A 21,225-nucleotide genomic window follows, 5' to 3' on the forward strand; every position below is an offset into this window, starting at 1 on the left:
GACAGACAAAGGACAAAACCGTGCCGCACGAACGAATCCCACACGCTCTCCCGCTTGACCCATGGTGCCTTCGCGAGACCTTCTTCGACCCCGCCACGCACTTTTTGAACGAGACCCTGTTCGCCCTCGGTAACGGCTACATCGGCCTGCGCGCCACGCCCGAAGAAGGCTACAGCGGCCCGGCCGGCACTTCGCTCGACGGCACCTACCTCAACGGCTTTTACGAGTCCGAACCGATCGTCTATCCGGAAGCGGCGTTTGGCCTGGCCAAGTCCAACCAGTTCATGCTCAACGTGCCCAACGCCAAAGGCATCGAAGTCTGGCTCGGCGACGAGCGCTTCGACCCTTTGCAAGGCACGCTCGATCGCTACGAGCGCGTGCTCGATTTTCGCACCGGCGTGCTGCGCCGCAGCCTGGAATGGACTTCGGCCAGCGGCAAGCGCCTTGGCCTGGTCACCCGGCGCGTGGTTTCGCTGGCCGACAAGCATCTGTTCGCGCTCGATGTCGAACTGACCGCGCTCAATTTCTCCGGCCAGGTGCGCGTGGTCTCGACCATTGACGGCGCCGTGCGCAACCAGGAAGCCGGCGACGACCCGCGCATCGGTTCGGCCGTCTCCGGCCCGGCGCTGCATTTGCTGGCGGTGGAGCAGGGCGCCACCATGTCCAGCCTCACCCAGCGTACCCACAACAGCGGCTTCACTTTGGTGAGCGCGATCGAGACCGTGGCGGCGGTGGCGGGCAGCGCCAGCCACCAGGACCTGGCGGCCAGCCACAGTTTTACGTTCGACCTGGACGTGATGCTGCCGCAAAGCCTGACCAAGTACGGCGTCTACTTTTCGTCGCGCGACTATCCCGAGGCCGAACTGGCGGGCCTCGCAGGCGCCGCGCTGGCCAAGGCCAGGCTCGATGGCTTCGACGCCCTGTGCGCGCGCCAGGCCGCGTACCTGGCCGACTTCTGGGAGCGCGCCGACGTCGAGATCGCCGGCGACGACGCGCTCCAGCAAGGCATTCGCTTCAACCAGTTCCACCTGCTGCAATCGGTCGGCCGTGACGGCAAGACCAACATCGCCGCCAAGGGCGTGACCGGCGAAGGCTACGAAGGCCACTACTTCTGGGATACCGAGATCTACATCTTCCCGTTTTTCTTGTACAGCAAACCGGAAGTCGCCAGGCAGTTGCTGGCCTACCGCTACGCTGGCCTGGAACAAGCCCGCGCGCGTGCGCGCCAGATGTCGCACGCCAAAGGCGCGCTGTACCCGTGGCGCACCATCGCCGGCGAAGAATGCTCCGCCTACTTCCCGGCCGGGACCGCGCAGTACCACATCAACGCCGACATCGCCTACTCCATCAAGCTGTATCTGGACGCCACGGGCGACCTCGATTACATGGCGCAGGCCGGCGCCGAAATCGTATTGGAGACCGCGCGCATCTGGATCGGCATCGGCAACTACGACCGCGCCGGGCGCTTCTGCATCAACGAGGTCACCGGTCCCGACGAATACACGGCGCTGGTCAACAACAACTACTACACCAACGCCATGGCGCAGATGCACTTGCGCTTCGCGGCGGAGATCGTCGACAAGTTGCGCGGCGCACGTGCGCACGACTTCGAGCGCATCGCGCAAGCCATCGGCCTGGACGACGCCGAACCGGCCGCCTGGCGCCGCGCCGCCGGCCGCATGGCGCTGCCCTACGACACCGCCCTCGGCATCCACGAGCAGGACGACAGCTTCCTCGGCAAGAAGCCCTGGGACTTCGCCGCCACGCCGAAAGAAAACTATCCGCTGCTGCTGAACTACCACCCGCTGGTGATCTACCGCCACCAGGTCTGCAAGCAGGCCGACGTGGTGCTGGCGCTGCTGCTGCTGCCTGACCAGTTCACGCAGGACGACAAAAAGCGCGACTTCGACTACTACGAAGCGGTGACGACGCACGATTCGTCGCTCTCGTCCTGCATCTTCAGCATCATCGCGTCCGAGGTGGGCTACCACGACAAGGCCTACGACTATTTTCTCGAGACCGCGCGCCTGGACCTGGACGACACGCACGGGAATACCCACTACGGCGTGCACACGGCGGCCATGGCCGGCACCTGGATGGGCGTCGCTTATGGCTTTGCCGGCATGCGCGTGGCCGACGGTGCGTTGCGCTTCGCGCCCACCTTGCCGGCGCGCTGGCAGCACTACCAGTTCCAGATTCACATCCACGGCGCGCTGCTGCAAGTGCGCATCGACGTCGCCGAAGCGCGCTATACGCTGGTCGACGGCGACGCGCTGACGTTGACGCACTGCGGCGAGCGCGTATCGCTCACGCGCGCCGCGCCATCGGTATCGGTCGCGCGCCCACTTCAGGAGAAAAAGGCATGAGCAGGTTCAAGGCAGTGATTTTCGATCTGGACGGCGTCATCACCGACACCGCGCACTATCATTACCTGGCGTGGAAGCGGCTGGCCGAAGCGGAAGGCGTGCATTTCGACGAAACGTTCAACGAACAGTTGAAGGGCATCGACCGCATGGGGTCCCTGGACCTGATCCTGGCCGGTGCGAAGCGCAGCTACAGCGATGCAGAGAAGCTGGCGCTGGCCGACGCCAAGAACCGCCACTACCAGGAGCTGATCGCCACCATGTCGGCGGCCGACCTGCTGCCCGGCGCGGTCGATGCGCTGGCGGCGGTGCGCGTGGCGGGCCTGCGCATTGGCCTGGCCTCGGTCAGCAAGAACGCCTTCACGGTGCTTGAACGGCTGGGCATTCGCGATCGCTTCGACTATGTGGTCGACGCCGCGCTGATCGCCAACAGCAAGCCGCACCCGGAGATCTTTTTGACGGCCGCGCGCGAACTGGGCGTGGACCCGGCGGATTGCCTGGGCGTGGAAGACGCGGTGGCCGGCGTGGCATCGATCAAGAGCGCCGGCATGTGGGCGCTCGGCATCGGCAACCCGGACGTGCTCACGCAGGCAGACCGGGTGATTCCGGCGCTTGACCGCTTCAAGCTGGAGGATTACCAGTAGGCGCCACGCTACGTCATTCCCGCGCAGGCGGGAATCCAATTCTGTCGAGCTGCCCGTTGCTGCGGTACGAAATTGGATTCCCGCCTGCGCGGGAATGACGGCGCAGGTAGTAGCACACCAAAATAAAAAATATTGGAGACCGTGTGAAAAACCAACGCATCATATTAGCCCTTTTTTTGATTTACTTCGTCTTTGCGATCCTGCTTAACAGCGTCGGCACGGTCATCCTCCAGGTCATCGGCAACTATGGTGTGAGCAAATCGAGCGCCAGCAACCTCGAAGCATTCAAGGACTTGCCGATCGCGGTCGTATCCTTCCTGGTGGCGTCCTTCCTGCCGCGCATCGGCTACAAGAACGCCATCCTCGCCGCGCTGGCGCTGGTCACCGCGGCCTGCATCGCCATGCCGCTGCTGCCCGCCTTCTGGACCGCCAAACTGCTGTTCCTGTGCGTTGGCGTGGCGTTCGCGCTGGTCAAGGTGTCGGTGTATTCGACCCTGGGCCTGATCGCGCGCGACCGCCGCCACCATGCCGGCATCATGAATACCCTGGAAGGCGTGTTCATGGTCGGCGTGTTGAGCGCCTACTGGATCTTCGGTTACTTTATTGATTCCTCCGATCCGGCCTCGCGCAGCTGGCTGCAGGTGTACTGGGTGCTGGCCGCGCTGTGCGCCGTCACCTTCGTGCTGGTGCTGTCCACGTCTTTCGACGAAGGCACGGCGCAGCTGCCGGAAGGGCGCAGCCGCTGGGACGACTTCACCGCCATGCTCAAGCTGTTCTTCAAGCCGCTGGTGTGCGTGTTCGTCATGACCGCTTTCCTGTATGTGCTGATCGAGCAGAGCGTGGGCACCTGGCTGCCGACCTTTAACAACGAAATCCTCAAGCTGCCGGCGGCCATGAGCGTGCAGGTGACCAGCATCTTCGCCGCCTGCCTGGCGATCGGCCGCCTGTCTGCCGGTTTCGTCATGCGCCGGATGAACTGGTACCCGGTCATGAACATCTGCGTGATCGGCATGGCCGCCATGGTGCTGCTGGCGCTCCCGCTCACGCACGACGTGGTGGCCGACCCCAACATCACCTGGTCCAGCGCGCCGCTGGCGACCTTTTTGTTCCCGCTGATTGGCTTGTTCATGGCGCCGATCTACCCCGGCATCAATTCGGTCATGCTCAGCTCCCTGCCGCCGCACCAGCACTCGTCGATGACCGGGCTGCTGGTGATTTTTTCGGCGCTGGGCGGCACCACCGGCTCGTTCATCACCGGCTACGTGTTCGGCAATTTCAGCGGCCACTTCGCGTTCTACCTCACCTTGGTGCCGATCACGCTGGTGCTGATCACCTTGTACTTCTTCAAGCGGCAGGTCGATCATGCCGCTTGAACGTATTGCTATAATTGCAGTCTTTACACCATCTTCCAACGAAGTTCGACCATGAATCTCAAGAGCCTGGCCCGTACGCTCGGGATTTCGAAGACCACTGTCAGCCGTGCCCTGAACGGCTACCCGGAAGTCAATGTCCACACCCGCGAACGCGTGCTGGCCGCCGCCAAGGAAGCCGGCTACGAAGCCAATCCGATGGCGCGCAGCCTCGCGGTGGGGCGTACCAACGTCTTCGGCATCATCTATCCGCTGCTGCCGAGCGACCTGGGCGACCCGATGTTCCTGGGCGTGGTGGGCGGCATGTCGGCCGCGCTCGAAAAGAGCAAGATGAACCTGATCATCGCGCCGGTCTCGCCGCAAAACGAGCTGCCCTCGTACGAGCAGATGGTGCGCGGGCGCCGGGTCGACGGGCTGGTGGTCAGCCGCACCCTGGTGCACGACGAGCGCATTGCGTACCTGGTGAAGAAGGGCTTTCCGTTCGTGGCGCACGGCCGCACCGAACTCAAACAGCCGTACGCCTGGTTCGACTACGACAACGAAGCCGGCATCGGCCTGGCCTGCGCACACCTGATCGAACATGGCCACCGCCGCATCGCGCTGGTGAGCGCACCGCTCGAACTCAATTTTGCGTGCCAGCGCAAGCACAGCTTCATCGCCTGCATGACGCAAGCGGGTCTGGCCGTCGATCCGCGTCACCTGGTCGAGAATACGCTCGACCGCCGCACCGGGTACCAGGCAATGCAGGAGCTGCTGGCCTGCTCGCCACGCCCGACCGCCGTCATCGTCGACAATCACCTCTCCGGCGTGGGCGCGGTGCGCGCGCTGCTCGACGCCGGCATCGAGATCGGCAAGGATATGTCCGTCATCGTCTGGGGCAGCATCGAGGACAGCCTGGTGGGATCGAACGTCACCACCATCGACCAGCCCGGCCCCAACCAAGCTGGCGCCAAGATGACCGAAATGCTCTCGGCGCTGGTGGCTGGCGCGCCGCCGGGGCAGTTGCAGGTCCTGTGGCAGCCGGTGCTGCTGCCCGGCGCCACGGTCGGGCGCTGCATCGGCTGATTGCGGCGCGGCAGTCGCATTGACGTTCATGCAAAATTGCCTTACTCTCTACGCGGGCGGATCCTTCAAGCCGGCCTGTTCTTGCCTTGTGTAAGGACAAGCCTCTGCGGGGCTACCCCGTGGGAACTATATTGCTGTGCAATTGACCGCATGAGTGCCAGTGCGCTGCCGCGCACCTGAACCCATGCTTCACGAGACTGGTTGAAGGCTCTCCGCCCCCTCAAAGTTAGCCAAGTATGATTCCCAAAGACGCCATCGCCCTGGCGCTCGCCGACACCATGCTGGCGCGCGACGCTACGCTCGCCGGCCTGATCGCCAGCGCGACCTGGGCGTTCGGCCATCCGTGGCCGTGGATACCGGACTTGTGCGAGCAAATCCACGCGCGCACCGCCGAACACTTTTACTATTTCAGCCGCGATGAGCTGGCGCGGATCATCTTTGACCTCGACGTATTTCACGATGCGTGGGAGGGCGAGGGACCCGCACCGCAACTCAAACGCTACTGCCTCGACCTGCCTGTGGTGCCGCCAGCGCCCGACTGGCTCGCCGCGCTTGCGCTGCCGGCGCTGCCGTCCGTGGGCGAGCTGGCGCAGTGGCTGGGCCTGCGCCCCGACGAACTTGGCTGGTTCGCCGACCAGTGGCGCAAGGAGCCGATGCCGGCCGCCCAACTGGAGCACTACCACTATCGCTGGGTACCCAAGCGCAGCGGCGGCGTGCGCCTGATCGAAATTCCCAAGCAGCGCCTGCGCGCCATGCAGGCGACCATCTTGCGCGACCTGCTCGACCGCGTGCCCGCGCATCCGGCCGCGCATGGCTTCCGGCGCGGGCATTCGTGCGTCACCCATGCGGCCCTGCATACTGGCCAGCGCGTGGTGATCCGCATGGACCTCAAGGATTTCTTCCCCAGCATTCCGGCCTCGCGCATTCACGCGCTGTTCGCCAAACTCGGTTACTCGCAGAGCGTGGCGGGCGTGCTGGCGCGCCTGTGCGTGAACCGCGTGCCGGCCGGCGTGCTGCGCGAACCGGCCGGCGAGAACGCGCTCACATGGGCGCAGCGCCAGGCACTGCGCGCACCGCACCTGCCGCAAGGCTCGCCCTGTTCGCCCGCGCTGGCCAATGCCTGCGCATGGCGGCTCGACGTGCGCCTCGAGACGCTGGCGTAGTCGCTCGGCGCGCGCTACAGCCGCTATGCGGACGACCTGGTGTTTTCCGGCGGGCGCGAACTGGAACGGGCGCTGGACCGCTTCCACGCGCAGGTCGGCGCCATCGCCCTCGAAGAAGGTTTTGCGATCAACACGCGCAAGACACGCATGATGCGCGCCGGCGTGCGCCAGCAGGTCACCGGCATCGTGGTCAACCGCCATCCGAACATCGCGCGCGACGAGTTCGACATGCTCAAGGCTATGCTGACCAACTGCGCGCGTCACGGGCCGCAGGGGCAGGATCGCGAGAACCGGCCGGATTTCCGCGCCTGGCTGGCAGGGAAGGTGGCGTATGTCACCATGGTCAATCCCCAGCGCGGTGCGCGCTTGCAGGGCCTGTTTGACGCCATCACATGGCCGGCCGATCCCGTATGTGATGTCAGCCAGCCGCGCCGATGAGTGCCTCACAAGCAGAGCCCAACATGATTGAACTAGAATTAACGATAAATCAGTTGCGTGCTGCTGGCATGGTGGCGCGCAGGGCCACTGGCGCAAGAGTGGGAATAATGGGCGGCATTGGCAGAGTCAACAATTGCGCCCTCGTTCTATATGAGAGTGCATTCTCCATTTATCTGGAAGACGATGGAAAATGGCTTGCCAGATACCCGGGTTCTGGTCAACTCGTGCAGGAAGTCGCATGTGCAAACGTGGAGGAGGCCGTCAATGCCATATTCTGCGCGTATGGCCTTCCTTGCTTGCGTGCGTCAACGTGATTAAAAGTCATATTCGCGTATCAGCTAAAATTGCTGACAAAATTTTTCCGGAGTGCGCAGTGAGACCGACTTCGACCAATCCCTATTCAGCACCCACGGCCTCATTGATGATCCTGGCCAGCCTGCTGCTGCGCATCGCCGCCATGCGCATTCTGCGTCCGGTGTTCATCGACCAGCACGACATCCGCCTGAAAGGCTGTGGCCCCACCTTTCTCGATTCGCTCCCCACGCTGGAACAACAAAGGAAATAAGTGGAAGCCATTATCTTCGTCGGCTTGCAAGCAAGCGGCAAGTCGACTTTTTACAAGAATAACTATTTCAACACGCACCTGCGCATCAGCAACGATCTGTTGAAAACCAAATACCGCGAGAAAAAGCTGCTCGACATTTGCCTGGAAACCAGCATGCCCTTCGTGGTCGACAACACCAACCCCACACGGGAGGTGCGGGCGAAATACATCGATGCCCTCAAAGGCAGCAAGTTCAAGATCCGCTGCGTGTACTTTCGCATCGACCTGGAGCGCTCGCTGGCCTGGAACCGCAGCCGCAGCGGCGCCGCGCTGATCCCGGACGTCGGCATTTTCGACACCCACAAGCGCATCGAACTGCCCAGCATGGCGGAAGGCTTCGACGACATGCATTACGTCGATATCATCGACAAGCAATTTACTGTAAAGGCATGGAATGAAATTTGACGAACTCGACGCGATAATGCGCGCCTACGAAACCGCGAGCGACCGCTATGTCGAGAAGGGCGTGTACTTGGTGGCGCGCATCGACGGCCGCAGTTTTACCAGGCTGACCAAGGAAAAGGTCAGTTTCGAAGCACCGTTCGACGTGCGCTTTCGCGACCTGATGGCCGAGACCACACGCCACGTGATGAACTGCGGCTTCAAGGTCCTCTACGCCTACACCGAAAGCGACGAAATCTCGCTGCTGTTCGACCTGGACATCGATCTGTACGGCCGCAAGCTGCGCAAGTACACGTCGATCCTGGCGGGCGAGGCCTCGGCCAAGTTCAGCCTGATGCTGGGCGAGCTGGCGGCGTTCGATTGCCGTATTTGCGAACTGCCGGACCGTAAAACCGTGGTCGATTATTTCCGTTGGCGTAACGAGGACGCGCACCGGAATGGCTTGAACGCGCACTGCTACTGGATGCTGAGAAAAGAAGGCGTGGCCAAGGGCGCCGCAGCGGCGCAGATCGAAGGCAGGAGCATCGAGGACAAGGTGGCGCTGCTGGCCAGCCGCGGCATCGATTTCGATGCGCTGCCGTCGTGGCAGTTGCGCGGGACCGGGTTTTACTGGGTGGACGAGGAAAAGCGCGGCTACAACCCGAAGGAACAGGTGGAGGTGGTGTCGAGCAAGCGGGCGATCAGGACCGAGACCGATTTGCCCCGGGGCGAGGCCTACGGCGATTTTATGCGCAGTATCCTGGGTTGTTAAGCTTGTATCGTCCTCATCGCGCAGCTCGGTAAAGTAGGCAATAAAACAACAAGACCAGAAAATAGTTTCTGGTTATTACTTATTGTTGATTAAGATGCCAGCCTTACCATGAAGGAGTACTGTGTGAACGATATGCCGAACAATCCCTATGCAGCACCCAAGGCACTGAGTTCGCCGATGGTGTCTTCCGAGTGTTATCGCGACGGTAAGATTCTGGTGGTGCCGCTCAATCACGATTTGCCGCACCGTTGTATCAAATGCAACGCGCCCGCCGAGATGGATAAGCCGCGCATGTTTACCTGGCACCCGGCGGGCTGGTATTTGTTCTTTTTGATCAATTTCGTAATCTATATCGTGGTGGCCGCCCTGGTCCAGAAAAAGGCCCGGTTGTCGATCGGCTTGTGCGAGCAGCACCGTGCGCGCCGCCGCAACTACAAGATCGCCGCGTGCGTCGCGGTGGGCGTGGGCAGCGCAGCCTTGTTCGCCGCAATGGACGAGGATGGCAACGGCAACCTGTACGGCGTGCTCAGCGCACTGTCGTTCCTGATCGCACTTGTGCTGGCCATGGTCGGCACGCGCGCGCTCACGCCAGTACGAATCACGCCCCAGGAAGCGCGACTGAAAGGCTGTGGCGAAGAATTTCTGGCCAGCCTGCACAGCCGCTGACACGCACGGCGCCGTCTGCGCGACGGCGCCTCCTGCTTGCAGCGCGTGTTACATATTGCGCCGGTACTGTCCACCCACCTCGAACAGCGCCGTCGTGATCTGCCCCAGCGAGCAGACACGCACCGCTTGCATCAGCTTCTCGAACACATTCGCATTGTCGATCGCGGCCTGCTGCAATGCCGCCAGCACCTGCGGCGCCTGGTCGGCGTTACGGCGATGGAAGTCGTCCAGGCGCGTCAACTGCGACTGCTTCTCGTCGTCGGTGGAACGCGCCAGCTCGATCTTCTGCGGCGTGTCGTTGGCCTTCGGATTGCGGAAGGTGTTCACGCCGATGATCGGAAGGGTGCCGTCGTGCTTCTGGTGCTCGTACAGCATCGACTCTTCCTGGATCTTGCCGCGCTGGTAGCCGGTTTCCATCGCTCCCAGCACGCCGCCGCGTTCGGCGATGCGTTCGAATTCCTGCAGCACCGCTTCTTCCACCAGGTCGGTCAGTTCCTCGATGATGAACGAGCCCTGGTTCGGATTCTCGTTCTTGGCCAGGCCCCATTCGCGGTTGATGATCAACTGGATCGCCAGCGCGCGCCGTACCGATTCGTCGGTCGGCGTGGTGATCGCCTCGTCGTACGCATTCGTGTGCAGCGAATTGCAGTTGTCGTAGATCGCGATCAGCGCCTGCAAGGTGGTGCGGATATCGTTGAAGTCGATCTCCTGCGCGTGCAGCGAGCGCCCCGAGGTCTGGATGTGGTACTTGAGCTTCTGGCTGCGGTCGTTGGCGCCGTATTTGTCGCGCATGGCCACTGCCCACAGGCGGCGCGCCACGCGGCCCAGCACCGTGTATTCCGGGTCCATGCCGTTACTGAAGAAGAACGACAGGTTCGGCGCAAAATCGTCGATGTGCATGCCGCGCGCCAGGTACGCTTCGACGAACGTGAAGCCGTTCGAGAGCGTGAACGCCAGCTGCGAAATCGGGTTCGCGCCCGCTTCGGCGATGTGGTAGCCCGAGATCGACACCGAGTAGAAATTGCGCACCTGGTGGTGTACAAAATATTCCTGGATGTCGCCCATGACTTTCAGCGAAAACTCGGTCGAGAAGATGCAGGTGTTCTGGCCCTGGTCTTCTTTCAGAATGTCGGCCTGCACCGTGCCGCGCACGTTGGCAAGCACCCAGGCGCGGATCTTGGCCGCTTCATCAATAGTCGGCTGGCGCTTGTTCTCGACCACAAACTTGTCGATCTGCTGGTCGATGGCGGTGTTCATGAACATCGCCAAAATGGTCGGCGCCGGGCCGTTGATCGTCATCGACACCGAGGTGCTCGGGCTGCACAGGTTAAAGCCGTCGTACAGCACCTTCATGTCGTCCAGGGTGGCGATCGAGACACCCGAGTTGCCGACCTTGCCGTAGATGTCCGGGCGCAGCGCCGGGTCGGCGCCGTACAGGGTGACGGAATCGAACGCGGTCGACAGGCGCTTGGCGTCCATCCCTTCCGACACCAGCTTGAAGCGGCGGTTGGTGCGGAACGAATCGCCTTCGCCGGCGAACATGCGGGTCGGGTCTTCGCCTTCGCGCTTGAACGCGAACACGCCGGCCGTGAACGGGAACGAGCCCGGTACGTTTTCCAGCATCAGGAAGCGCAGCACTTCGCCGTGGTCTTCATAGCGCGGCAGCGCCACCTTGCGGATTTTGCTGCCCGACAGGGTGTGGGAGATCAGGCGCGTGCGGATTTCCTTGTCGCGGATCTTGACCACGTAATCGTCGCCCGCGTACGCGGCCTGCATCTCGGGCCACATCGCCAGCAGCTTCTTGGCGGCGGCGTCGAGGGCGTTGTCGCGCTCCGTAATCAGTTCGTCGAAGTCCGCTGTTTTGGACGCCAGCGCCAGCATGCGTTTCGCTTCCGTGAGCTGTTGGCGTTCGCGCGCCAGCTTGACCTGTTTCGACGCGTTCTTGTGGTAGCCGCGCACGGCGTCGGCGATTTCGGCCAGGTAGCGCGCGCGCGCCGGCGGCACGATCACGTGCTTGCCGCTGGAATGGCGGATGTCCGCTTGCGGCAGCTTGCCCGGCGTGATGGTCAGGCCGAATTCGCCGAGTTTCGGCAGCAGGCCGTGGTACAGGGCGGTGACGCCATCGTCGTTGAAGCGCGACGCCTGGGTGCCGAAGACCGGCATTTCTTCCGGGCGCTTGCTCCACATTTCGCGGTTGCGCTGGTACTGCTTGGCGACGTCGCGCAGGGCGTCGAGCGAGCCTTTGCGGTCGAATTTGTTAATCGCGATGAAGTCGGCGAAGTCCAGCATGTCGATTTTTTCGAGCTGCGAGGCGGCGCCGAATTCCGGCGTCATCACGTACATCGACACGTCCACGTGCGGCACGATGGCGGCGTCGCCCTGGCCGATGCCGGACGTTTCGACGATCACCAGATCGAAACCGGCCACTTTGCAGGCGGCGATCACGTCGGGCAGCGCCTGCGAGATTTCGGAGCCGGCTTCGCGCGTGGCGAGGGAGCGCATGAATACACGAGACTGCGCGCCCGCCTGGCCGTTCCACGGGTTGATCGCGTTCATGCGGATACGGTCGCCGAGCAGCGCGCCGCCCGATTTGCGGCGCGACGGGTCGATCGAGATGATCGCGATATTGAGCGCGTCGTTCTGGTCGAGGCGGATGCGGCGGATCAGTTCATCGGTCAGCGAGGACTTGCCGGCGCCGCCGGTGCCGGTGATGCCCAGGGTCGGCACGTGCAGGCTTTCGGCCGCGTCGACGATGGCTTTGCGCAGTTCGGGCGTGGCTTTGTCGTTTTCGAGCGCGGTGATCAGCTGCGCCAGCGGGCGGTGGCGCGAGGCCACGTCGCCTTGCTGCAGGGGCGCGAGCGTGGTCGGGGAATACGTGGACAGGTCGATGTCGCAGGTCTGGATCATGGACTGGATCATGCCCACCAAACCCATGCGCTGGCCGTCTTCGGGGCTGAAAATACGGGTCACGCCATAGGCATGCAGGTCCGCGATTTCGTCGGGGACGATCACGCCGCCGCCGCCGCCGAACACCTTGATGTGGGCGCCGCCGCGTTCGCGCAGCAGGTCGATCATGTACTTGAAGTATTCGACGTGGCCACCCTGGTAGCTGGAGATGGCGATGCCCTGCACATCTTCGGCCAGGGCCGCGGTGACGACTTCGTCGACCGAGCGGTTGTGGCCGAGGTGGACCACTTCGACGCCGTTCGATTGCAGGATGCGGCGCATGATGTTGATCGATGCGTCGTGGCCGTCGAACAGCGAGGCGGCGGTGACGAAGCGGACTTTGTTGGCCAGTTTCGGCTGTTCGGGGAGATTCAGTTTGGCGGCGGAGGTCAGGTCGTTCATGATGATCCTTGCGATAGCGTTCTTGTAAGGTATATGACGTTTACGTAAACGTCAAGCGACGTGTCCGTAACGGGAGGAGCGGAAAAAGCCATCGTCGCTCCCGCGCCAAGGCGCGGGGACGACGTCAGGCCGCGTGCTTGCGCGCCCCATCTCCCAGCAGCCGCGCCTTCTCCACGCGGAACTGCGCCACAGCCTTTTCCTTCACATGTCCATACCCGCGAATCTGCTCCGGCAAATTCGCCAGTTCCACCGCGGTCGCGTGATTGTCGGCATTGAGTCCGGCGATCAAGCCTTCGATCATCTGGCGATACTCCACGATCAGCGCGCGCTCCATCTTGCGCTCTTCGGTGCGGCCGAAAATATCGAAGGTCCCGCCGCGCAGGCCCTTGAACTTGGCCAGCAGTGCAAACGCCTTCCACATCCACGACCCGAATTCGGCCTTCACCAGGTGGCCCTTGGCATCCTTCTTGGCGAACATCGGCGGCGCCAGGTTGAACTTGACCGAAAAATCGCCCTCGAACTGCGACTTGAGCTGCTCCACGAAGCGCCCGTCGGTGTACAAACGCGCCACTTCATACTCGTCCTTGTACGCCATCAGCTTGAAGTAGTACTTGGCCACGGCTGTCGACAGGCGGTTGCCCAGCCCTTGCGCCGTTTCCGCCGCGCGCACCCTGGCCACCAGTTGTTCGTAGATTGCCGCATACGCGCCATCCTGGTATTCGGTCAGGAACTCGACCCGCTTCTTGATCACGTTCTCCAGGCTTTGCGGCATCTGCACCACGATGGCCTGGGTCGGCGTGGCGACCTTCTCCACGCGCTTGAGGTCCACGGCGGCGCGGCGGCCCCACAGGAAGCTCTTCTTGTTCGGCTCCACGCCCACGCCATTTAACTCGATGGCGCGCAACAGCGACGCTTCGGTCAAGGGAATGCGGCCCTTCTGCCATGCGTAACCCATCATGAACAGGTTGGCGGCGATCGAGTCGCCCATCAGCGCCGTCGCCAGCTTGGTCGCGTCGATGAAGTCGGCGGCGTCATTGGCAGGCGCACCCACCGATTCCATGATCAGCGCGCGCACTTCGGCGGCCGGATACTCCCAGTCGGCCTGCTGCGCGAAGGTGCCTGGCGGCTGCTCGTGCAGGTTGATCACGGCCATGGTGCGGCCCGGGCGCATCTTGGAAATCGCATCCTGCGCGCCGGCCGTGAGCATGTCGCAGCCGAGGATCAGGTCCGCTTCGCCGGTGGCGATGCGCTGCGCGCGCAGGTGCTCGGGTGAACGCGCCACCTTCACGTGCGAGGTGACCGAGCCGTTTTTCTGTGACATGCCGGTCATGTCCAGCACCGACGCGCCCTTGCCTTCGAGGTGGGCGGCCATGCCCATCAGCGCGCCGACGGTGATCACGCCGGTGCCGCCGATGCCGTTGATCAGGATGTTGTACGGCTGGTCGATGTTCGGCAGCACCGGTTCCGGCAGCGCTCCGAAACCATCGTCCACATTGCCCTTGGTGACGCCGGTCTTGGTTTTCTTGAGCGTGCCGCCTTCGACGGTGACGAAACTTGGGCAAAAGCCCTTCACGCACGAGTAGTCCTTGTTGCAGGACGACTGGTCGATGGTGCGCTTGCGACCGAATTCGGTTTCTTTCGGCAGGATCGAGACGCAGTTCGACTGCACGCCGCAGTCGCCGCAGCCTTCGCACACGGCGTCGTTGATCACCATGCGCTTGTTCGGGTCGGGGAACTCGCCTTTTTTGCGGCGGCGGCGCTTTTCGGCCGCGCAGGTCTGGTCGTAGATCAGTACCGACACACCTTCGACCTCGCGCAGCTCGCGCTGGACCGCGTCCATGTCCTTGCGGTCGTGCAGGGTCACGATGGCCGGCAGCGAGGAGCGGTCGCTGTAGCGCGACAGGTCTTCGGTCACCAGCGCGATGCGCTTGATGCCTTCGGCCGCCATCTGCTGGGCGATCATCGGCACCGAGGTCTGGCCGTCGACCGGCTGGCCGCCGGTCATCGCCACCGCGTCGTTGTAGAGAATCTTGTAGGTCATGTTGACCTTGGCCGCCACCGTCGCGCGGATCGCCAGGTAACCGGAGTGGAAGTAAGTGCCGTCGCCCAGGTTCTGGAACACGTGCGGCACTTCGGAGAACGCCTGCTGGCCGATCCACGGCGCGCCTTCGCCGCCCATGTGGGTGGTCAGCTTGTTCATGCCCGGATAGATGGCGGTGGCCATCACGTGGCAGCCGATGCCGGCCAGCGCGAAGCTGCCGTCCGGGACCTTGGTGGAGGTGTTGTGCGGGCATCCGGAGCAGTAGAAGGCGGGACGGAACGGCGTGTTGATGGCCTTGCGCAGCACCGCATCCTTGGCGTCCAAAAAGCTCAAGCGCGCCTTGATCAAGTCGCAGGTGCGCTCATCGGTGATCAGGCGCGAGATGCGCGAGGCGATCACGCGCGCCACTTGCGAGACCGAGAAGTCGGCCTTGGAGGTGAGCAGCCACTCGCCGCGCGGCGCCACCCATTCGCCCTTTTCGTCGAACTTGCCGATGACCTTCGGGCGCACATCGTCGCGCCAGTTGTACAACTGCTCCTTGAGCTGGTATTCGACGATCTGGCGCTTTTCTTCGACCACCAGGATTTCGTCGAGGCCCTGCGCGAATTCGCGCACGCTGTCCGGCTCGAGCGGCCAGGGCATGGCGACCTTGAACAGGCGCAGGCCGACGTCGGCCGCCATTTTCTCGTCGATGCCCAGTTCTTCCAGCGCCTCCAGCACGTCCAGGTAGGACTTGCCCGAGGCGATGATGCCCAGTTTGGCGTTGGCGCTGTCGATGGTGGTGTGATTGAGCTTGTTCTCGCGCGCATAGGCCAGCGCCGCGTAGATCTTATAGTCCTGCATCAGCGCTTCCTGCTTGCGCGCCTGCAGGCCGAGCGGGTCGGACGACAGGCGCGTATTGAGGCCGCCTTCGGGCATCACGAAATCCTGCGGAATTTTCACTTGCACGCGGAACGGATTGGCGTCCACCGAGGCGCTCGATTCGACCGTGTCGGCCAGCGCCTTGAAGGCCACCGTGCAGCCGGAAAAACGCGACATCGCCCAGCCGTGCACGCCCAGGTCCAGGTATTCCTGCACATTACATGGGTACAGCACCGGCACCATGCAGGCCGAGAAAATATGGTCCGACTGGTGCGGCAGGGTCGAGGAATAGGCGCCGTGGTCGTCGCCGGCTACCAGCAGCACGCCGCCGTGCTTGCTCGTGCCGGCGTGGTTCATGTGCTTGAAGACATCGCCGCAGCGGTCCACGCCAGGGCCTTTGCCGTACCACATGGCGAAGACGCCGTCGTACTTGGCCGGGCCGATCAGATCCACCGTTTGCGAGCCCCAGACGGCGGTCGCGGCCAGGTCTTCGTTTACGCCCGGCACGAATTTGACGTGGTGGGCTTCGAGGTGGGCCTTGGCCTTCCACAGGTTTTCATCGAGGCCGCCCAGGGGCGAACCGCGGTAGCCGGAAATGAAACCGGCCGTGTTCAGGCCGGCGGCCTGGTCGCGTTCGCGCTGCATCATCGGGAGGCGCACCAGCGCCTGGATACCGGACAGGAAAATATTGCCCGTGGTCGCCGTGTATTTGTCGTCGAGGGTGACCGTGGTCAGGCGTGAAGCGACGTCCTGCTTGACAGGCGTCGTTGCCGTGGTATCTGGCATGGTGTGTCTCCAAAAGGGTATTCGGGGTGTTGCCCCGCCAGGACGGCGCCGGGTAGGCGCTTAGATGGCGGGGTAGGGTGCTGTTATAGGCAGCTTGATTCTACAAGACTCTCCGGTATGGAGCGCCGTTGGCGTGGAGTGTATGACCTTCCCGTCCGTAGGGGAAATACGGTTTTCGGATGGGGGTATAAGAAAAAGTGATGGCTCGTGGCCGCTGCGACTTATTTGAGCAGGCGCGCACCCGGCCAGGCGCCGCCGGCGCACAGCTCGGCGGTCACCTGGTGCACCAGGCGCTTGACCGCCGCCGCCGCGTTGGTGAGCGGAATATTGCGCGAGGCGCACAGGGTGACGCTGCGCGCCAGCGCCGGGCTGTGGATCGGGCGGGCCAGCATGGCGCCGCGTTCGATGTCGGCCAGCAAGGGGGCGACCGGCAGGATGGTGGCGCCCATGTCGGCCAAGATCGCCGACTTGAGGATCGCGATCGAGTTAATTTCAATCACGTTCGAGAGGCGCAGGCCGGCTTCGCGCGCCACGTTGTCGATGCGCGGGCGCACGCCCTGCTGCTGGGCCGGCAAAATCAGGGTGGTGGCCAGCGCGTCGGCCAGCGCCACCGTGTCGCCCGGCGGGCTGAAGGCCGAACCGGCGCGGCAGATGAAACTCAGTTCTTCCTCCACCAGCGCGCTGCTGGCAAAGGCGCCCAGTTGGCCGTCGTCGAACAGCACCGCCAGGTTGATCCGGCCCGATTTCAATTGTTCGTTCAGGTTGCCGGACAACTCCTCGGTGAGCTGCAGGGTGATCTCGGGAAAAGTGCTGCGCGCCGCCATCAACAAGGGCAGGGCGAGCGCGCCCGAGATGCTGTGCGGCAGTCCCAGGGTGACGCTTCCCGAGGGCCTGGTGGTAGACTGGATCACGGCCGAACGGGCGTCGCCGACCTGCTTGAGGATCGCCTGTGCATGCTCGTAAAACACCTTGCCGGCGTCGGTGGTGAGCACGCCCTGGGCCGAGCGGTGCAGCAGTTGCGCGCCGAGCTCGTCTTCAAGCTGGCGCAGCTGCTGGGTCAGGGCCGGCTGGGCCACGTGCAGCACCAGCGCCGCGCGCGACAGTGAACCGTGGTCGACAATGGCGACGTAATAGCGCAGCTGGCGTAATTCCATGTGGGTCCGGGTGCGGTTAGTGAGCTACGGAAAGCATAGATGCATTAAAGAAATATTGACGTTATACTGGGCGTGTTGCCGCAATTGCGCGAGATTACACCACAGACGGACAGAAAAATGCTGAAGAAAGTCGATGCTCGCCACCTCAAGACAGGCATGTATATCCATGACCTGAGCTGCGACTGGATGACGCATCCGTTCGTGCGCAATCGTTTCTTGCTCACCAGCGAGGATGAAATCCGCAAGATCATCGACGCCGGCATCCACGACGTGGTCATCGATTGCGCCAGGGGGCTCGATGTGGACCATGCGCCGACCCTGGAAGAAACCCGCCAGAGCACCGAAGCGGCGCTGGTGGACATCGCCGCGCGGCCGCTGATCGTCACCCGCACTACTTTGGGCGAAGAGCTCAAGCGCGCCGCCGTGATCCGCCGCCAGGCCACCGGCCTGGTGCGCACCGTGATGCAGGATGCGCGGCTGGGCAAGGCCATCGAACTCGACAGCGTGTCGCCGATGGTGGAAAACATCACCGAATCGATCCTGCGCAATCCCGGCGCGCTGATGGGCATGCTGCGCATCAAGAACAAGGATGACTACACGTTTTTGCATTCGGTCAGCGTGTGTACCTTGCTGGTGGCGTTTTGCCGCTCGCGCGGGATGGATGCCGCGACCACCTACCAGGCCGGCCTGGGCGGCTTGCTGCACGATACCGGAAAAGCGCTGGTGCCGGACCATATCCTCAACAAGCCGGGGCCGCTGACGGACGAGGAATTTGCCATCATCAAGAAGCACCCGCGCGACGGCTACGATATTTTGCTCAAGTCGCCCGGGATCGGCCCTATTCCGCTCGACATCACCCTGCACCACCACGAGCGGCGCGACGCCAGCGGCTATCCGGACAAGCAGGGCGAGGGCGCGATCAGCGAGCTGGCGCAGATGGCGGCCATCGTCGACGTGTACGACGCCATCACGGCCGAGCGCTGCTATCACAAGGGTATGCCGGCAGCCGAAGCGCTGCGCAAGATTTATGAGTGGAGCAAGTTCCACTTTCATCCCACGTATGCGCAGGAATTCATGCGCTGCGTGGGGATTTATCCGGTCGGCACCATGGTGATGCTCGAATCGGGGCGGCTGGGCGTGGTGATCGAGCCGCACGAAACCAAGCTGCTGGCGCCCAAGGTGAATGTGTTTTTCAACACCAGGCGCAATGTCTACATCAAGCCGGAAACCGTCGATTTGTCGCGCCCGGTCGGTTTTGGGGGCGGCGACAAGATCGTGCGCCCCGAGTCGCCCCAGAAGTGGAATGTGGATCCGATGCGGTTCATCAGCGTCGGTTAGACTGGGCAGCAGGTAAACCGTCGCCCCTGCGCAGGCGGGGGCCCAAGTTTCTTCGCGCAGCCGCGTCCTAGAAGAACTCGGCCGTATCGTTCGACGCCACCGCGTGCAGCAGGCCGCCCGAGACCAGCTGGTCGTAGTGGCAGGCCTGGTTGCGCCCGTGGCTCTTGGCGTAGTACAGCGCCTGGTCGGCATGTCCGAGAATGATCACCGGCGACTCGTACGGGCTGATGCTGACGAAGCCCACGCTCACCGTCACCTGTCCAACCTGCGGGAAATCGTGCGACTCGACATTGGTGCGGAAGCGGTCGATGATCTTTTGCGCATTGTCCAGGGTCGTCGAGCGCAGCAGCACCACGAATTCCTCGCCGCCGAAGCGGAACACCCGGTCCTGCGAGCGGAACGACGATTGCATCAGGTTGGCGATCAGGATCAGCACTTCGTCGCCGTACAGGTGGCCGAACTTGTCGTTGACCAGCTTGAAATGGTCGACATCGACCACCGCCAGCCACTGCTTTTCGGCATCCGAAGGCTGGCGCCGTTCTTCCCGGCCCGGTTCCAGCGACTCTTGCTCGGCCGTGACGTGCAGCATCTTGGCCAGCTGGTCGTCGAAGGTCTTGCGGTTGAGCAGCCCGGTGAGCGAGTCGCGCTCGCTGTAGTCGAGCAGGTTCTGGAAGTTGCGGTACACGCTGACGATCCCGCCGATGACGTGGATGGTGTCGCTCGTGTACGGGGTCGGGTGCAGGATTTCGAGGCAGGTGTCGACCTTCTCGCCGATCCAGATCGGCAGCCACAGGGTGCGCTTGCCGTCTTCCGACAGGCTTTCGGCGCTGGTGTCGTTGCGCTCGATGCAGGCGGCCAGGGCCGGGAAACTGCTGATCGGCTCGCCCAGCGCATTCACGTCGGCAGGCTCTTCCATGCGGGCCACGCCGCCGGCGCAGATGCTGGCGCGCGCGCGCACGTACTGCTGGCCGCGCACATGCATGATGGTCAGCACGCGCGTCTGCGACGCCCGCGCCAGTTCCTGCACCGCCGAGATCACCGAGATGTCGAGCATCGTGTGGTCGCGGTGGCCAGTCATGTCCACCATGTGTTTAAGAAGGGAATCCATGTCGTTCTCGGAAATGTGAATCAAACTACTACCACGGTGCGGAGGCATGTCCATCGACACGACGAGCTAGTCTACCTGATTGCCGGACCCCCTCGGCTGGCGCTTCGCCTTGGCGCCGCGTCCCGCGCCAGGCGACGCTGTGCACGATAACCTCATTTTGCTTTTTAGGCAATTGTCATGCATAAACGCTTGCGCTCACCCGATTCTACCGTTGTGTGACGGCTTACGGCTCACCGCACAGCAACTTTTTCGCCATCGTGTCGTATATCGACAGTTTCCATAATAACAAAAATAGTACCATTAGGAAAGTTGTGTTAAGTCAAGTCGCCATTTCTGCGGATCTTTATAGTGAACTCAATGGCGGGAAAATTGAAGTACAGCAGCAACGTACCTCAAGGTAAGGCAGTAGCGCAGCCGCACCCTGTGCCAGAAGTTGGCAGTTTTAACTAACCGGAGGTCACCATGAGCACCATCACCACCGCAGTGCAAGCCTTTATCAATGACGAAGACGGCGCCACCGCCATCGAGTACGGCTTGATCGCCGCGCTGATCGCCGTTGCGATTGTATCGTCGTTGAAGTCAGTGCAAGACCAGCTGAAAACCTTGTTCGGTAAAGTTGTCACCGGCCTGACGGTTACGCCCTAATCCCTTGCAGCTCGGATAAGCCGTCCATTCACCCCACCGCGCTTCCCGGAACAGGGCCCTGTTCCGGGAGCTTTTTCACGTCCGCCGCCATGCCCTTCCGCCCCGCGCACTCTCCCTTTCTTTGCTAAAAATTCCCATTGCGAAAGTTGTCTTGCGTCAAGTTGTCGCTGTCCAAGCTCTCTATAGTCGACTCAATGGCGGAAAGTTGGAGTGCAGAAGCAACGTACCTCCACGCTAGCAGCCTGTCGGACTTGGGGAGTCGAAGCGAAAAAATAGCTGGGCGAGGCCAGATTTTGACGATTCCGCAGTGCCAATAGCGAGCTATTGGCCGAGAAAGCGGCGAAATATGGACCGTCCCAGGTATTTTTGCAGCCGACGATCCCAAGTCCGACAGGCTGCTAGCCTGAATTTTGCATAAAAAAGGGCAAGAATGCCGTAAGTGATTGATAAAATGTGAGTTATCCATAAAACACAATTT

General features: G+C 62.6%; 17 protein-coding genes. 13 read left to right on the forward strand and 4 right to left on the reverse strand.

The features are described from left to right. Positions 1 to 20 precede the first annotated feature (20 nt). The 11 genes from F2P46_RS16255 (at position 21) to F2P46_RS16305 (ending at position 9,466) form a co-directional block, all read left to right on the forward strand. Positions 21 to 2,366, forward strand: coding sequence for a glycoside hydrolase family 65 protein (locus F2P46_RS16255; protein WP_368737919.1), 2,346 nt, complete (start codon positions 21 to 23; stop codon positions 2,364 to 2,366). Further along, complete coding sequence (pgmB, locus tag F2P46_RS16260; RefSeq protein WP_166891533.1) at positions 2,363 to 3,007, forward strand: beta-phosphoglucomutase; 645 nt, start codon at positions 2,363 to 2,365, stop codon at positions 3,005 to 3,007. Before F2P46_RS16255 ends, pgmB begins: the two co-directional genes overlap by 4 nt. A 143-nt stretch (positions 3,008 to 3,150) precedes the next feature. Continuing rightward, on the forward strand, positions 3,151 to 4,380 hold the full coding sequence (locus F2P46_RS16265; RefSeq protein WP_166891536.1) for an MFS transporter: 1,230 nt from the start codon (positions 3,151 to 3,153) through the stop codon (positions 4,378 to 4,380). 51 nt (positions 4,381 to 4,431) lie between these two features. Next, entirely contained in the window at positions 4,432 to 5,442 is a 1,011-nt protein-coding gene (locus F2P46_RS16270) for a substrate-binding domain-containing protein (RefSeq protein WP_166891539.1), read from the forward strand. Between the two features lie 236 nt (positions 5,443 to 5,678). Beyond that, on the forward strand, positions 5,679 to 6,605 hold the full coding sequence (locus F2P46_RS16275; protein WP_166891542.1) for a reverse transcriptase family protein: 927 nt from the start codon (positions 5,679 to 5,681) through the stop codon (positions 6,603 to 6,605). Positions 6,606 to 6,644: 39 nt separating this feature from the next. Continuing rightward, the gene (locus F2P46_RS16280; protein ID WP_166891545.1) at positions 6,645 to 7,043 is read left to right on the forward strand and encodes a hypothetical protein; all 399 of its coding nucleotides are present in this window, start codon (positions 6,645 to 6,647) and stop codon (positions 7,041 to 7,043) included. 23 nt (positions 7,044 to 7,066) lie between these two features. Next, positions 7,067 to 7,357: a hypothetical protein gene (locus F2P46_RS16285; protein WP_166891548.1), complete on the forward strand. Its 291-nt coding sequence runs from the start codon at positions 7,067 to 7,069 to the stop codon at positions 7,355 to 7,357. A 59-nt stretch (positions 7,358 to 7,416) separates the two neighbouring features. Next, positions 7,417 to 7,608 carry a hypothetical protein gene (locus F2P46_RS16290; RefSeq protein ID WP_166891551.1) on the forward strand — a complete coding sequence of 64 codons (192 nt, stop codon included), beginning with the start codon at positions 7,417 to 7,419 and terminating at the stop codon, positions 7,606 to 7,608. Then, entirely contained in the window at positions 7,609 to 8,052 is a 444-nt protein-coding gene (locus F2P46_RS16295; protein ID WP_166891554.1) for an AAA family ATPase, read from the forward strand. Continuing rightward, complete coding sequence (locus F2P46_RS16300) at positions 8,042 to 8,800, forward strand: tRNA(His) guanylyltransferase Thg1 family protein (RefSeq protein WP_166891557.1); 759 nt, start codon at positions 8,042 to 8,044, stop codon at positions 8,798 to 8,800. Before F2P46_RS16295 ends, F2P46_RS16300 begins: the two co-directional genes overlap by 11 nt. Before the next feature lie 123 nt (positions 8,801 to 8,923). Next, positions 8,924 to 9,466, forward strand: a complete 543-nt coding sequence (locus F2P46_RS16305; protein ID WP_166891560.1) for a phage holin family protein — start codon at positions 8,924 to 8,926, stop codon at positions 9,464 to 9,466. A gap of 48 nt (positions 9,467 to 9,514) precedes the next feature. On the opposite strand, the gene icmF is transcribed toward F2P46_RS16305, so the two are convergent. From icmF to F2P46_RS16320, 3 genes are all read right to left on the reverse strand, one after another. Next, entirely contained in the window at positions 9,515 to 12,814 is a 3,300-nt protein-coding gene (gene icmF / locus F2P46_RS16310) for a fused isobutyryl-CoA mutase/GTPase IcmF (protein WP_166891563.1), read from the reverse strand. A 124-nt stretch (positions 12,815 to 12,938) separates the two neighbouring features. Next, entirely contained in the window at positions 12,939 to 16,502 is a 3,564-nt protein-coding gene (locus tag F2P46_RS16315) for an indolepyruvate ferredoxin oxidoreductase family protein (RefSeq protein ID WP_166891566.1), read from the reverse strand. Positions 16,503 to 16,723: 221 nt separating this feature from the next. Beyond that, positions 16,724 to 17,656: a LysR substrate-binding domain-containing protein gene (locus F2P46_RS16320; RefSeq protein ID WP_166891569.1), complete on the reverse strand. Its 933-nt coding sequence runs from the start codon at positions 17,654 to 17,656 to the stop codon at positions 16,724 to 16,726. A 117-nt stretch (positions 17,657 to 17,773) separates the two neighbouring features. On the opposite strand from F2P46_RS16320, the gene F2P46_RS16325 reads away from it, so the two are divergent. After that, the gene (locus F2P46_RS16325) at positions 17,774 to 18,994 is read left to right on the forward strand and encodes an HD-GYP domain-containing protein (RefSeq protein ID WP_166891572.1); all 1,221 of its coding nucleotides are present in this window, start codon (positions 17,774 to 17,776) and stop codon (positions 18,992 to 18,994) included. A gap of 67 nt (positions 18,995 to 19,061) precedes the next feature. Here the strand turns inward: F2P46_RS16325 and F2P46_RS16330 are convergent, their stop codons facing one another. Continuing rightward, positions 19,062 to 20,102 carry a GGDEF domain-containing protein gene (locus F2P46_RS16330; protein ID WP_166891575.1) on the reverse strand — a complete coding sequence of 347 codons (1,041 nt, stop codon included), beginning with the start codon at positions 20,100 to 20,102 and terminating at the stop codon, positions 19,062 to 19,064. A gap of 462 nt (positions 20,103 to 20,564) precedes the next feature. Here F2P46_RS16330 and F2P46_RS16335 point away from each other — a divergent pair, with 462 nt between their 5' ends. Then, complete coding sequence (locus F2P46_RS16335; protein WP_166891577.1) at positions 20,565 to 20,747, forward strand: Flp family type IVb pilin; 183 nt, start codon at positions 20,565 to 20,567, stop codon at positions 20,745 to 20,747. The last annotated feature ends 478 nt before the right edge of the window (positions 20,748 to 21,225 follow it).

Source organism: Massilia sp. CCM 8734 (genome assembly GCF_011682155.1).
Classification (GTDB): domain Bacteria; phylum Pseudomonadota; class Gammaproteobacteria; order Burkholderiales; family Burkholderiaceae_D; genus Telluria_A; species Telluria_A rubra.